General features: G+C 37.4%; 13 protein-coding genes and 1 pseudogene. 7 read left to right on the forward strand and 7 right to left on the reverse strand.

Features of this window, described 5'->3' with window-relative positions:
* Positions 1-78 precede the first annotated feature (78 nt).
* Positions 79-1,713, reverse strand: a pseudogene (locus EHR07_RS10325) (acyl-CoA dehydrogenase family protein); the annotation flags it as partial.
* Positions 1,714-1,794: 81 nt separating this feature from the next.
* Here EHR07_RS10325 and EHR07_RS10330 point away from each other — a divergent pair.
* Positions 1,795-2,667: a molecular chaperone DnaJ gene (locus EHR07_RS10330; RefSeq protein ID WP_135745013.1), complete on the forward strand. Its 873-nt coding sequence runs from the start codon at positions 1,795-1,797 to the stop codon at positions 2,665-2,667.
* Between the two features lie 47 nt (positions 2,668-2,714).
* On the opposite strand, the gene EHR07_RS10335 is transcribed toward EHR07_RS10330, so the two are convergent.
* From EHR07_RS10335 to EHR07_RS10345, 3 genes are all read right to left on the reverse strand, one after another.
* On the reverse strand, positions 2,715-3,260 hold the full coding sequence (locus EHR07_RS10335; protein WP_135745014.1) for a YceI family protein: 546 nt from the start codon (positions 3,258-3,260) through the stop codon (positions 2,715-2,717).
* A gap of 32 nt (positions 3,261-3,292) precedes the next feature.
* On the reverse strand, positions 3,293-4,021 hold the full coding sequence (locus tag EHR07_RS10340) for a hypothetical protein (RefSeq protein WP_208739749.1): 729 nt from the start codon (positions 4,019-4,021) through the stop codon (positions 3,293-3,295).
* Between the two features lie 166 nt (positions 4,022-4,187).
* Positions 4,188-4,925: a SanA/YdcF family protein gene (locus EHR07_RS10345; RefSeq protein WP_135745015.1), complete on the reverse strand. Its 738-nt coding sequence runs from the start codon at positions 4,923-4,925 to the stop codon at positions 4,188-4,190.
* Here EHR07_RS10345 and EHR07_RS10350 point away from each other — a divergent pair.
* On the forward strand, positions 4,924-5,937 hold the full coding sequence (locus EHR07_RS10350) for a M23 family metallopeptidase (protein WP_135745016.1): 1,014 nt from the start codon (positions 4,924-4,926) through the stop codon (positions 5,935-5,937). The two genes, EHR07_RS10345 and EHR07_RS10350, sit on opposite strands and share 2 nt — an antisense overlap.
* On the forward strand, positions 5,938-7,944 hold the full coding sequence (gene ligA, locus EHR07_RS10355) for an NAD-dependent DNA ligase LigA (RefSeq protein WP_135745017.1): 2,007 nt from the start codon (positions 5,938-5,940) through the stop codon (positions 7,942-7,944).
* Between the two features lie 1,912 nt (positions 7,945-9,856).
* Here ligA and EHR07_RS10360 read toward each other — a convergent pair.
* Positions 9,857-10,099, reverse strand: coding sequence for a hypothetical protein (locus EHR07_RS10360; RefSeq protein WP_135745018.1), 243 nt, complete (start codon positions 10,097-10,099; stop codon positions 9,857-9,859).
* Between the two features lie 225 nt (positions 10,100-10,324).
* Here EHR07_RS10360 and EHR07_RS10365 point away from each other — a divergent pair, with 225 nt between their 5' ends.
* From EHR07_RS10365 to EHR07_RS10375, 3 genes are read left to right on the forward strand one after another with little or no spacing between them, the layout of a single operon-like run.
* Positions 10,325-10,669, forward strand: coding sequence for an ArsR/SmtB family transcription factor (locus tag EHR07_RS10365; RefSeq protein WP_135745019.1), 345 nt, complete (start codon positions 10,325-10,327; stop codon positions 10,667-10,669).
* On the forward strand, positions 10,656-11,129 hold the full coding sequence (locus EHR07_RS10370; protein ID WP_135745020.1) for an SRPBCC family protein: 474 nt from the start codon (positions 10,656-10,658) through the stop codon (positions 11,127-11,129). The genes EHR07_RS10365 and EHR07_RS10370 overlap by 14 nt, the downstream gene beginning before the upstream one ends.
* Positions 11,130-11,180: 51 nt before the next feature.
* Positions 11,181-11,597 carry a GFA family protein gene (locus EHR07_RS10375; RefSeq protein WP_135746252.1) on the forward strand — a complete coding sequence of 139 codons (417 nt, stop codon included), beginning with the start codon at positions 11,181-11,183 and terminating at the stop codon, positions 11,595-11,597.
* 73 nt (positions 11,598-11,670) lie between these two features.
* Here the strand turns inward: EHR07_RS10375 and EHR07_RS10380 are convergent, their stop codons facing one another.
* Positions 11,671-12,438 (reverse strand): SDR family oxidoreductase, encoded by a 768-nt coding sequence (locus tag EHR07_RS10380; RefSeq protein WP_135745021.1) that lies wholly within the window; start codon positions 12,436-12,438, stop codon positions 11,671-11,673.
* 261 nt (positions 12,439-12,699) lie between these two features.
* Between EHR07_RS10380 and EHR07_RS10385 the strand changes: the two genes are divergently transcribed.
* Positions 12,700-13,332, forward strand: a complete 633-nt coding sequence (locus tag EHR07_RS10385; RefSeq protein ID WP_135745022.1) for a TetR/AcrR family transcriptional regulator — start codon at positions 12,700-12,702, stop codon at positions 13,330-13,332.
* An 885-nt stretch (positions 13,333-14,217) separates the two neighbouring features.
* Here the strand turns inward: EHR07_RS10385 and EHR07_RS10390 are convergent.
* Positions 14,218-14,607: a DUF1801 domain-containing protein gene (locus EHR07_RS10390; RefSeq protein ID WP_135745023.1), complete on the reverse strand. Its 390-nt coding sequence runs from the start codon at positions 14,605-14,607 to the stop codon at positions 14,218-14,220.
* Positions 14,608-14,733: the final 126 nt, after the last annotated feature.

A 14,733-nucleotide genomic window follows, 5' to 3' on the forward strand; every position in this document is an offset into this window, starting at 1 on the left:
AAAGGAAAGGAAGGTCTCCATGGCTTTAGGATCAAAGAAAACTCCCTCTTTTTGTCTTGGTGCTTCGAGTCCATCCCGCACCATCTCGGCATACCCATTGGCAAAATATAAATACTTAGTAGGTAATTTGTTTGCCATGTCATAAGCTGCTTGTTCTAAAAACTCAGCCAGTAGGAATACTTGATAGGTTACATCAGCAATATAAACTCGATTCATATCTTTCCAATCTTTTGACTCGTTTTTAATCATGTGTTCCAATTCCTTTCGTTTGGTTTGGAAAACTTCGAATGCATTTTTTAATTCCTGATGGTTTCCAGAAGATTTTGTTAATTCATCCAACAAAGATTGGAAGGCCGTATAAACCTTTGGTTTTTGTAAAGCATGCAAACAATGGTCCGTAATAATGAGATGGGTTCCTTCCCAAGTTTCATTGATGATGGAATCATTATGCAAACGAGGTAGAGGAGAAAAATCTCCAATGATTCCATTTCCACCTAAAGTTAAGATTGCTTTTTGTGTGATATAACTTGCTTGGGAAGATGATTTATATTTCATGAGCGGAACGGTAATCTCTGCCGCATCATGATCTTTTTCTGATAAATTAGCCGAACGAAAGTTCACAAAACAATTTCCTGTTTGTAAAATTTGCATTTCCGCTAAGGTTTTTGTAAAAGAAGGAAACTCTAAAATCTTTTTCCCGTAAGCGGTTCTAAACTTTGCATATTCAGATGCTTCCATCACTGACCTTCTTGCGTTTCCACTGGAACCAAGTCCGACATGCAATCGAGAAGTTTTGATGATGTAACGAATGAGGTTCACAAGTCCATGACCTGGGCGACCAAACTCTTCGGCTTCTACCTTGTCATAAATAATTTCTACAGTAAGTTTTCCTCGAGATCCGATGATATCTTTTTTCCGTAGGATATGATGTCCATTCAGTTCCCCGTTTTCTTTAATCCTAGGAACAAGAAACATACCAACGGTGTTGGTTCCTTCCATCTTTGCCGTTGTGACCCAAAGGTCTCCCGGGTTCGAACAAAACCATTTTTCACCGGTTAACTCCCATTTGCCGTTCGGAAGTTTTTTAGCAATGGTACGATTGGCAGAAACATTACTGCCACCTACTCTTTCTGTTACATATTGTCCTGCCATAAAATGAGAAGGACTTCCCTTTCCTGCAACAAGGGGAAGGTATTTTTTCTTTTGTTCTTCTGTTCCAATTTTTTTGAGTGCGAGGATAATTCCATCAGTCATTGCCAAAGGACAAGCCACACCACCTTCTCCATTCATATTCATTAAATAGGTCAGCGCATAGCGATGAATATGCGGGAATTCATATTTCCAATCAGGATGGAAGTCTAAATTGACGACTCCATGATCATAAGAAATTTTTCGCGCCAATTTTTGTTCTTCTGAATATTTGATAAAATCGATTCTTTTTCCTGTTCTATCAAACTTTACAACCTCTCCATATTTTCCTTCTTTATGGCACTCTTCCGTAAGTTCATCCAAAACCCCACCCACAAGTTCCCCGTATTTTCGGATATGATCTTCCATTGCTTTTTTATGGTCTGGGGTAAAATTCTCTGAGTATCGATGAACCATTCTTTGTAAGGCGGGGTCCATATCATAAAAATTTTTACCTCGAACTCCCTTGTATTCGGAAATATCGAACGGCTGTAAAGATGGATGTTCTGAAATATGGTGGTTCATTCTTCCAGTTCAAAAAAAGGAATAGGATTCACTAGCAAAAAAGTCGCCCCGGTTTGAAATTGGTTCTAGAGTCGATTCTGTATGGTCCAAAGAGTAGAAGCAAAAAAATCCAAACAAATTTTGCACGATGTGATCTTCGAGTTGCAGAACGTTTCTGAATCCATGTTGTGGTTTTTATCCTACGACCGTCTTTCTGAACTTTTAGAAATCAGAAAGGAAGAATGCCTCCGCAAAGTCTATCAATTCAAATCTACAAAACCCCAAATGGCTCTATCCGGCGGATTTCATGAAGTGGATGGAGACCTCCTTATCGATTTTCTTGCTTGGAGTTTGGAATTGGATGAAGTGGCTGAAGAATTTCTGAAAGGGGGAATTTTTTTTAGTGAACGTCCGTTATATGAACTTCGCGAATCTTATAAAACTCTCATTCAAAAAACAGTTGCGAACCATAAATTAGACACGGAACTATTATTACTTCTAACTGCAGCCACTGTGGATTATGATGATGCTGTTGATTCCTATTTGATGGATAAATTCGAAATCGATTTTTTTGTCAGACGTACCATCCACCAATTTTTAGAAAAATTCGAAATCCATCCTGAATACGGAGCCGAAGAATTTTTATACGAATATTTAAAAAGTTTAATCCCCACAAAAATTCTAAATTTCCGAGACATCACTCGTGAATTTAGAGACAGAACCTATTACGAGTTATATGGTAGATTTAGAGAAACAAAAAAGAAAAAGAAGAAAGTTGTAAAAACGGTTTCTACCGAACTCAAAGATCTATTGGCTTTTTTTGATTTAGAACCTGGTGCTTCCATTACCGATGTTAAAAAGAAATTCAAAGAACTCTTAAAAAAATATCACCCCGATATCAATAAAAAAGGAGAAGAGATGACCAAACGAATTATCTTAAAATACAATCGTTTGGTTGAACTAATAGGAAATTAAAGATTAAATAACTTAGATTAAGAATAATAATTCTTATCTATCTTCTATTATTTCATCTGAATCTCAAACTGATATTTAACACGAATCTCATCTTTTGCCTTCATAAAAAGTAGGGATGGATTTTCTAATTCATATTCGGAAAATTTAACCAAAACAAATCCTTCTACCTGAATGGATGTGGAGTTCTCCTCTTTTACCACTGCCTCGGAGGAAAAATCTTTAGTATTTCCGTGAATGGTTAATTTACCTTTCACTATGTAAGTTTGTTCCTTTCCTGGTTGCACTGATTCAATTTTTACGATTATGTTTGGAGTATCAGGATATCCTAAAATTTCCTGAATATGGGAGTCTCGATTTGCATCACCAGATGAAATCTTCAGAAGTGGGATTTTGATTTCAAAAGGAGATTTTAAACTATAACCTTTTCCCGAAGTTTGGATGTTAGGTTGGTCCATTTGAATTTCATTACAAACACCCGTTACATTTTTTGTAGTATGTTCTACATAAAACTCTATTTTCTTTTTTGTCACTTCTGCTGCAAAAATATTTGCTCCAAAGAATAAAATCACAAAACAAATTAATATCTTTTTCATAGGACTTAACCTTTCCTTAACTAAACTTTACTTCAAAATGTAATGACAAGTAATGCAATAGACATAGCACCAAATCCGGTCCAACCTACTTGCTCCATTTGATGAGCTGCCCTGGGACCTTCTTTTTCAATGCGAGCACCTAACCCTGGTAACAAAAGCATAGATGCTAAATGAATGGGGATCATTGCTTTGTGAGCAAAAATGGGACTGTAAATTTTAGGTCCATCATCTTCATTCTCTGATTCTGATTCGATTTTAGAGGGAGAAAAAAAAGCAAGGCTCGCTGTAATGGCATACATTCCAAAAGTAGCCATCGCTAAATTTTTATGCATGGCAGCGGAGTGTTTAGTTTCCCATTCCTCATTTGCCTTTAATGCTAAATACAATCCTGCGTTGTTTGTTGGATCCTTTAAGAGAAAATAATCGGCCGCAATGCTATGTCGGTTTAAGGGGCTCATCGCAACCAAGTACATTGGATCATTCACTGCATACTGTGGATTTGTGAGTAAAAGAGTTTGTGCGAACTGATCTGATTTTCTATATAAAGTCTCAGATGCTTTATCCCCTTCCAAATTTGTGGCAAGCCAAAGTGCTAAGGTGGTTAACCCAGCCAATTGATGCCATTCCAAGAGATTTCTTCTTTTTTTCAGTGATTCTTTGGTGACCTGGGATTTGTTGTTTTGTTGTGGGAAGGGAATCGATTGTGCGTTTACGATGGAAAAGGAAAGAAAAACAATAAACAAAAAAATTTGTTTTTTCATATAATACAGAATATCCCAAAATTAACCAATGTAAATAGAGGATCCAAATTTTTTGATCATAAAATATAGCAGAAAAATTTGTAATTTGCTTCGATTAAAAACATTAAACCCTAAAAAAAAATTTCTACCTGTCTGAACCTTAGAATGAATCAAAAAAAGGTTAACGTTACTTAGGTGAAGATACCGGAATCGAACCTTTCCAGGTAGAAATGCCACTTCCTTGGATGGGATAGGGTTTACCTAAATATTTTGGCGGAGTGTCCCACTGGATGTCCCACCATGCAAGGATTCTTGCTGAAAACTCGCGAAACGAATAATAAGTTTCTTTTTTATAAGTTCTTAAATTACATTCATAACCGTATAACTCTAATTCTAACTCTTTACCCAAATAAATGGCTCTGGGCAAAAAGAAAGATTGGCTCACGAAAATCGCATTCTTTACGAGAAAAACTTCTTTGGCACGGATCAAGGTATCTAGGGTTCGAAAACCTGCATGGTCCACAAAAATATCATCAGGTTTTACTTTGTGGTTTAACATATACTCCAACATAGGTCGAAGTTCGTTGTAATCCGATTGTCCGTTATCCCCTGAAAGTAAGATTTTTTTGACACGACCTGAGTTATATAAATTCAATCCACAAACAAGCCGGTCCATAAGAATCGGTGAGGGAGTTTTTCCATAAACAGCGGCACCAGGAACAATGGCCACTTCGGCTTCAGGGATTTCCATCGGTTGGTCTGAATGGATTGAGGTTTGGTAAATATACCAAAACCGCAAATTCGTTGCCAATGCGACAAAAACCAGAATTCCCAAAATCAAAGCAAACCCAAGAAATAGGGATTTCCACTTGACCCTTGAGAGGAATTGGAGCGTCTTATTTATGTAGGTCGCACGGTTCGTCATGAAGAAAAAAATTAAAGAGATTACGTCTGTTTTTTCACAGGACAATCCGAAAATCAAGAAACAGATTGATAAGGTGAAAGAAAAAGGTCACCAACGGATGACCATTCTTGTCATTCCTCACGGATACGATAGTTCTTTCCACTTTCAAATTTCTCATTTTACCATTTTATTTTTTTTGGCTTTGACAGTCGGACTCCTTAGTCTTGCTATTTTCGGAATCGTTCGTTCCAGTAACACCCAAACTCAAATCAACCAACTCTCCAAAATTTACGGAACTTATTTCGATACATACATTGCCCATGCCAACCAATTGGAGGAAATGAAAGAAGAGTATTCTAAACTGAATGAAAACATGTTAGAACTCTTTACTTTGATTGATGGACAAGATGACGAACTTTTAAAAATACCCACCGAAGATTGGATCGAAACATCAGCAGTGGAATCTCTTCAAAAAGAAGAAAAAGAAGACAAACAATTAGATGTCGGTCGTAAGTACTTAAGCGAGATTTATGACTTCAGGCAACTAAAACATCGGATGGATAATTACCAACGTTTGGTGGAAGCCAATTACCAATTTTTATTCCAACGATCAGACATTTTATCCCGCACTCCTCTCTTTAACCCAATGTATTCTTATAATCTAACCTCTCCCTTTGGAATGAGAAAATCACCTACTACTGGTTATTGGGAATACCACGACGGTTTAGATATGGCAAATGCAACCGGGACTCCCATATATGCTTCTGCACCAGGACGTGTAGTGCGTGTTACTTATTCCAATGTAGGATATGGACATCATGTCATCATCCAACATGACTTCGGCTTTAGTACGTTATATGGTCACTGTTCAAGAATCTATGTAAGGACAGGACAAGAAGTGAAAGCTGGCGAACAAATTGCCGAAGTGGGAGCTACTGGAAATGTGACCGGCCCACATTTACATTATGAAATATTCATATCCGAAGAAGGAAAAACAGATCCAGAACAATATATGCAAGCAGGAGTTTACTGATTGCCTAAGAAAGAAAATCCTGCCAAACGAGTTGCAGAACTTCGCAAAGAGATTCAAAAACACAATGATCTCTATTATAAAAAAAATACTCCTAAAATCTCAGACAAAGAGTTTGATCTTTTAGTCAAAGAGTTACAATCTCTTGAAAAAGCTAACCCCGATTTGGTGGTTGAATCCTCACCAACTTTACAAGTAGGATCTGACCTCTCCCCACAATTTAGCAAATTCAAACACAAAGTCCCTGTTTTATCTTTAGAAAATACCTATAATGAAACAGAACTTTCCGAATGGTTGGAAAAAACTGGCTCCGATGAACTTTATTCCCTTGAATGGAAAATTGACGGCGCCTCCATCTTGTTATATTATGAAAATGGAAAACTCACTCATTGTGTGACGAGGGGTTCTGGCGGAATCGGAGATATTGTTACCGAAAACGTCAAAACCATCGAATCCATACCACAATCACTTTCTGAACCTTTAAACCTATCGGTCCGTGGGGAAATTTTTATGACCTTTGCGGATTTTGAAGAATTCAATGAAGAATATGGCGGTAAGTTTGCCAACCCAAGGAACTTGGCTGCAGGTTCTATCAAACAAAAAGACCCACTTGAGGTCGCCAAACGCCCGTTAAGAATCTACGTATATGATGTATATTTTTCTTCCTCCAGAAAAGGAATTAACAAACATAAAGACATCGTCACTTTATTAAAAAAAGAAAAGTTTCCGTTGGCTCCTGATTCCACAATCATCAAAGGAAAAAATCTAATCCAAGAGATTGAATCATTCCGAAAGAAAAAAGATAAAATGCCTTTTCCTGTGGATGGCCTTGTCATCAAACTCGATGACCTCAACTTACGTGAAAGTTTAGGGGAAACAAGCCAGTCTCCACGTTGGGCCCGTGCATTCAAGTTCGATGCTTTACTCAAAGAAACCACCATTGAAGAAATCGATTTTGCCATTGGTAGAACAGGAAAAATCACACCGCGTGCCAAAGTCACACCTATCTCACTTGCAGGTACAACAGTCACCTACGCCACCTTACACAACCAAGACTATATCGACCAACTTGGTGCAGGAATCGGTGCAAAAGTATTAATCTCCAAACGCGGCGAAATCATACCCGCAGTGGAAAAAGTAACGGTTCCACCCAAATCTGTTTTTGTTTTACCTAATGAATGTCCTGCCTGTAAAACTAAACTAACAAAGGTAGACGATTCTGTTGATTTTTTCTGCACCAATGGTAATTGTCCAGAACGCAAACTAAACCAACTTATATTCTTTTGCTCCAAAAAACAAATGAATATCGAAGGACTCGGGGAAAGACAAATTCAAATTTTCTTTGAAAAAGGTTGGGTCAAAGACATTCCTGATTTATACACATTAAATAAATACAAAGACACCATACTAGAGTTAGATGGATTTGGTGAAAAGTCAGTCAAAATCATCTTTGATGCCATAGAAAAATCGAAAGAAAAAGATTTCAGATTCACTTTACCTTCGATTGGCCTAAACGAAGTTGGACCCAAGGTCACCGAAATTCTCATTGAAAATGGATATGATTCATGGGATAAACTTCTCACTTTAGCCAAATCCAAAACAGCAAATGAGGAACTAACATCAATTCACGGCATTGGCCCACGCACTATCGATGCTTTACTCGCTCACTTAAAAGATAAAGAAACCTTAAAACTAGTAAACACTCTCATTAAACTTGGCCTTAAATTCCAAGCAGACGAAACCGAAAAAAGCGACTTACAACCATTTGTTGGTCAAAGTTGGTGTGTGACAGGAAGTTTCGAAAACTTCCAACCTCGAGATGTAGCAATGGATCTCATCACAAAACACGGCGGCAAAAAAGTATCTGGAGTCTCTTCCAAAACCACTCACCTTCTCTACGGCCCTGGTGCCGGCTCCAAACTTGAAAAAGCAACCGAACTCGGCGTGACTTTAGTATCAGAATCGGATTTTTTAAAATTATTGAAAAAAGAAGGGATCACCTGGCCTTAAAAGGATTCCTATTTTGACTCGCGAGCTTGTGTCATCCATAGTTACACATACATGACGACCTCAGCACTTTAATAAAAAAAATTATCAACGATGAATGGGCGCCTCGAATCCGTTAGTCGATCGATATTTTTTTCTACCACCGACCGCGCTATTCGCTCCAATCTTTCCGATCTGTGATTCAATCAGAATCCATCAGTTTAAGGAAAGGATTTCCGCTTCTATCGCTGGCGCAGGGAGTTTGAAATTAGTTACAAATTTGCATTCATCCATTAACTTACATTTGGTGAAAAGAGGGAAATCGTTAGACACCAAATGTTAAGTATAGTTAACAAAAATAAGTTGGTCCCAAGTTGATACTGACAGCCAATCCCAACTTGGCATTTATACGAACTACAAATAAACTTGTAGAATATGTCGCGCGGCTATACGAATTGCGTTTAACCCCCAATAGACAAGTGGTTATCTGTATTGCAATTAAATACTGCACGACTCCCCTGGAAACCCCATCCCTAACCGATCCTACACAAACCAAGAGACGGAAACTGCCATTTAGAATCTGCTATCGTGTTAGGTGGACTCTACCACAACTACTTTTGGAAGAAAAGCGATTAAGAATGACAAATCTCTTTTATGCTTTGGTTTTCTACTATTGTTTGTTAGCTTTTGATTCAATAATCTCTTCTATAAAAGAGAAGAATTTCTTATATCCTCGCTACCAACGAAACACTCATTTTTGGAATAAAGTCTTTGCTAATAACAAGAAATCGATGTCTTCCATTTGTTTTTTGTCTGAAGGATCGTTCCTGTTTGCAACTAACGTCTAACTTGACGACCATTTCGTTCGCTATTATAGTTTTGGCGAGGCTCAGTAAATTCTACTTCATTTTTATCTTAGCAATTTCACGACCATCATTATCAAAATATGAATAGATAATTACAATGCCATTGTCACTAAAATTTTTCAAATCACTATTTGTTGAAATTTTCTTTCTTATTGTGGGTTCCATAAGATTAATCCACTTTTTAAATTTCGAACGGATCACCGGAAATCATTGTATAATTATAAATTAGCTCTAAATTTGTAGTGGAAGTTTCATAATCTAAGCGAGTGGATTCGTCTAGCAGCATTGGCACTTTTGCATTGATGTTATCTACCGCAAAGTCTAAGATTTCTATAGGTGTTTCTAATCTTCCAATTTGGGGATTGCTGAAAGTTTTGTTCAGTAAAATGAAAGACACGCCAAATTAAAAAACTAAAAAAAGAATCAATAAGATAGTTTTTGATTTACCAAGAGCCATGTATCCTCCTTCGGATAGATTCAATAATTTCAACCTGCATTGTCCAGATAAATGGTAATATATATATATAGCCAAAGGCAATAAAAATACGGATAATCCCTCTTATTGAAGTTATGGAAAAAAATTGCAAAAAAGTTGTCCCTTGAGTCAGAAAATAAGAATATATTATGCTTGGTGATATCACGTAACTTAATATAACCAGCTGAAACAAAAAAATCACCATCCAATACTTGAAAAAAGGATCAACTTGCATTTTAAAATGGTCGAAGGAAAAATCTTTTCTCTTTTTCCGATAATGTTCAAAAACTACTAAAAGTAAATTCAATGCTTCCGTTTCCTGAAATATGAACGAAGAATGTAATGTTTTATTGCTTTTTACAAGACATATTTAGATTGCAAGCTCCATTAATTTTTGGAGAAGAACTTGAACCGTTATTAATCAGGTGACAGGCAGTTTCTGTTGTCGCTGCGCTCGTTAGTCCAGAGATCCTCAGAACATGAATTTTTGGACCAATGCCTTTGTTAGTAACTAGTAATCGATGACTTCCGTTTGCAACTAGCGTCTAACTTGACAAACATCTTGTTAGTTATTATAGTTTTCGCGAGGCTCTAGTCAATCGCAATGTTCTAAATCCAAACTATCATCATCAATAGATTTGTTTACTTTTTTTCGATAATATTTTAGGTCACATCCAGCACCTGGCCAAAAATCACCAGAGTCATCCAATACTTTGATATTATGAAATCCTTCAATTGCTGGATTTTCTCTAATATAATATTCCGCTAACAACCCTTTTGCGCGTGTTATCCGAATGGCAATTAGCCGCGCACTCCCATCCCGCCGACTATTACTCATTCGCATATTTATTTCTTAACCTACTGCTATATCCCATTTCCTCCTTCCCTTCATCTACTCAATGCATCACGCAATAATCTAAACCTAAATTGCACTTAAATGTGACATAATTTCCTTCTTAGCCCTATCCTTATCACACATATCATTCATTATTACAAATACCCTTTTCCAGCTTCCCAATTTTATCATTGACATGCAGGCATTTACCTGCATAATAATATTTGTATGCCAAAGGAAGTTGAGGGAGCTGATCAGGTTTTTAAGGCAATGGCTGATCCAAATCGCAGGAAGGTTTTGGATCTTCTTTATGCAAACAATGGACAAACACTTTCCTCGCTTTGCGAGCAACTTGACATGCAAAGGCAATCGGCAACCCAACATATAGAAATCTTAATCAAAGCCAATTTGGTGACGGTTATATGGAAGGGCCGTGAAAAACTCCATTTCATAAACCCAGTGCCGATTCATGAGGTATATGCACGTTGGGTTAGAAAATTTGAAGAGAACCGTTTAACTTTTTTACACGAATTAAAAACAGAACTCGAAGGAGAGAACCATGGAACCACATAACTTTGTTTATGTTACTTATATACTCAGCACACCTGAGAAGGTATGGAATGCAATCGTAAATCCGGAAGTTACAAGTAAATACTGGTCTGATCCATTATCAAAAAACCCTGCTCATATCAATGTATCCGAGTGGAAGGTTGGCTCTGAATGGAAACATGTTAAGATGGATGAGGAAAAAACTGTAGACATTATAGGAAAGGTTCTGGAAGTAAACCCACCTAACAAGTTAGTCATCTCCTGGTCAAGGCCAAAGGATATCGATGACGAATCCAAACACTCTCATGTAACATTTGATATCGAACCTTATTCTGACGGCCTTGTCCGTTTGGTAGTCACTCATAAAGATCTAGATTCACAAATGTTTGCTGGAATCTCCGCAGGATGGCCAAGTGTTCTTTCCAACCTCAAAACATTTTTGGAATCCGGTCTCCCCTTGGCAGGACATATCCCAAAATCATAGTATAAAAACATAACAAACAATTTTTGGAATATAAAACTTAAGGAGAATATGATGGATCTAATTTATACAGGCGGCTGCGCTTGCGGCGCCATTCGTTATCAAATAAACGAAAAACCAATGTTTATGAACGATTGCCAATGCCGCGACTGCCAGCGTATAAGCGGAACAGGACATGGATCCTATCTCACATTTCCATCTCGGAAATCTGTGAGTCTGGAAGGAAAAACAGCTAACTTTGATATGGTGGGAGATAGCGGCAATACCAAAACCAGTAGTTTTTGCCCGAAATGTGGTTCACCAGTTTACATGACCTTTTCTGCCATGCCCAATCTTTTTACTATCCACGCAACGAGTCTAGATGACCCAACCCTCTACCAACCACAAGCGGTCACATATACAAAACGAGGTTATGTTTGGGATCATTTAGATTTGTCTCTTCCAAAATTTGAAACTGTGCCAAAGTCCTAATAATACACGAAATTCACACTAAAACCCAAAAAAACTGGCATTAGTGTGAATGGGTGCCTACAAACTTTGAATCTTACCAAGGAACATGGACATTATCCCATGTTGTAAAAGTACCTGTTGGTCCATCTGGGCCAAGTAAGGCAACTCTTACAACTTCCCGCGCACCATCTTCAAGGCTCTCATAACCTTCAAAGTTAGTCATAGCCGTTTTTGTAAAACCGGGAGATACCAAATTCACCTTAATGGCTGTTTCTTTTAATTCGAGCATCATCGAAAGTGTGATTCCATTCAGAGCTGTTTTTGAGACTGCATAAACAGGATTATAAAATGAACTATAACCCGAGTTAGGATCTGCATTAAGATTCATAGAACCAAGGGTACTTGATACATTGACAATACGAGCATCTTTGGAATTTTTTAAAAGCGGTAACATTGCTTGATATACAGCGAGTACGCCAAATACATTTGTATCCCAAACCACACGCATCTCATCTATCGAGGCCATACTTGCCTTTGCTGAATCCATATATTCAACCATCGATAAACCTAACCTTTGCATTCTTGTATTTGAGATTCCCGCATTGTTGATAAGTACATCAAGGCGGCCAAATTCTTTTTTTATATATTCCGCAGCATCTGTGATCGATTTACGATCTGTTACATCTAATTGGACAGCAATGCTACCTAACCCAATTTCTTTGGCAGCTTTCTCCCCACGTTTTAAATCACGTGAGCCCAAAATAACGGTCATTCCACTATTTGCCAACACTTTGGCTACTTGGTAACCAATCCCTTGATTTGCCCCTGATACAAGTGCAAGGCGTTTATCCTTTGTTTCCATGATTTATACCTCTACTCACGAAAGTCCTTCTGCTATACGGTCTTTTGTCTGCCGGCATTTACGAAACCGAATAGTACCGGAACTAATCAGTTCCGTAATTGGACAGATATAATTTCTATTTTCGCTGTCAAGAAAAAAAGAAAGATTTTCAGGCAGAATGCTATTGCCAAACTAGGAGCGATAAAATTCGTTTCAAATTAGTGAAAAAAATATAATTCTGTATCGTTTTAAAAAGATTTTGTAGGTTATCATATTATACCGATGGATAAGAAAAAAAAAGTAACTGTTTCAAAGCCAACCAAACAAACTCCCGTCCTTGGAAGGAAACGAGACGCCTCACTGGATACCTCCATTTTAAATGCCACTCTTGAGATGCTTGCAGAAGAAGGATTTGATGGTATGACTATGGACAAAATTGCCATTAAGGTTGGAACAGGAAAGGCAGCTTGTTATCGCCGTTGGCCTTCTAAAGTCAAACTTGTCAAAGATGCTTTGATTTGGATGAATCGTAATCAGTTAGAACTTGAAAAAATTCCAGATACCGGTTCTCTGCGAAATGATTTTCTAGCCATTCTCAAACCACATTCAATGGAGGAAGCAAATGCAAAATTACGCGTATTAGGTGGACTCGGTACGTTTTGGTCAGATGAAGAAATTGAAAAAAAAGGAATTACAGAAATTTTTGGCCCTTGGACAGAAGTGAACCGAACTCTGATGCAACGCGCAATGGAACGCGGAGAAATTTCTAAAAAAGCAAATATAGAACTTGTTTGTAAAGTCTTAAACTCAATGGCGACCTACCGAGCCCTCATCGAACGAAAACCACCAGACAAAAACCTATTCATAGCGCTGATTGACCAAGTTGTGATCCCTGCATTAAAAAATCCCAGTTAAATGTTCCCATTATGTGTGGAATCATTAAAAAAAAATTTAATTCTCCTCTCCGGGCGCCTCGAATCCGTTAGTCGACCAAAATCAGATTTAATAACGACCGCGCTATCCGCTCCAATCTTTCCGATCTGTGATTAAATCAAAATCAATCAGTTTACGGAAAGGATTTCCGCTACTATCGCTGGCGCAGGGGTTTGGGATTGGGAACAAATTCGGAATCAACAATTAACTTACAATTGGTAACCAAGGAGATCAAAGATAGGAGTATCATGATGTTTCTATTCATATCGTAAAAAACTCATAATATCCGAAATGGAGAATGGATTTTGATTCTCGAATTTTGCGATTTCCACAGATCATTTTTGTCATTTTCTTTCATCCATAAATACTTGGAATGAACTGCTTTTCCTCTTCTTTACAGTCCCCAATGGCTTTATAATATTTAAAACATTCAAGTAATGCTGCATTCTTTGCAAGTTCAGCTCTCGGAACATTAGATTGATTTACGTTTCCATTTAATAGGAACGCACTATTTAATAAAAATTCGCAATAGTCCTTTTTTTGTGAGGCATTGTAACGACATGAATCTCTTTGGCTCCCTGGTCGACATTCTATAAGCAAAAATAACACTAATACAAATCTGATTTCGAGTCTTTTTTAAAGCTAAGTTTTTTCTAAAACCATTTTGAACGGAATTCACCAGTTTCTAGAACAGAACTAGAGGTATTTATAGTTTTTTTAAAGATTTGTGAACCTTTGGGAAATTTTCGCTGTTATGCGCTGGCGGAATTTATAAAATCAAATCCAATTTTCTAATTTTAAATTTGGAACTCTGATAAACTCTTATAAACAAATCACATATATCTGATCGGGACAGAATCTAAAAATTCACTTCAACCTTTCCAATACACCTTTTCGTTTCACAATATTTTTATAGTCCCATTGGATTTTTTTGGCCTTACCGAGCCAACGTTTTAGATCTTTTTTCTTAATTTGACTCACATCCGTATAACGAACTTCGGCGGCTTTAAAACTACCTTCCGGTGTGAGCCCATCTTCTTCAAAACTTTGCCCACTCCAAAATAAAAGACGAATGCCCGTTTTTAATTTGCTATAACCAACAATAGGATTCCCATCCAAAAACCAAACGGGATGAGAATGCCAAATTTTTTTAAGAGCTTTCGGTAGATGTAGATTAATTTCCTGATATAGAAGATTACAAATTTCGGTATCGATCGGGGATTGCGATTGATTGTAGGTTTCGATTTCTTTACTCATGGAATCACCTTCTCATTTTTATGAATCATTTGATATCATCAGATTCTTTGAATCGCATCAAATGCAGCCATTAGGATTTGAAGTCTAATGAGAATGCAACTATCGATCCATCGATGCAAATTGGAT

This window comes from Leptospira bandrabouensis (assembly GCF_004770905.1).
GTDB classification, from domain to species: Bacteria; Spirochaetota; Leptospiria; order Leptospirales; family Leptospiraceae; genus Leptospira_A; species Leptospira_A bandrabouensis.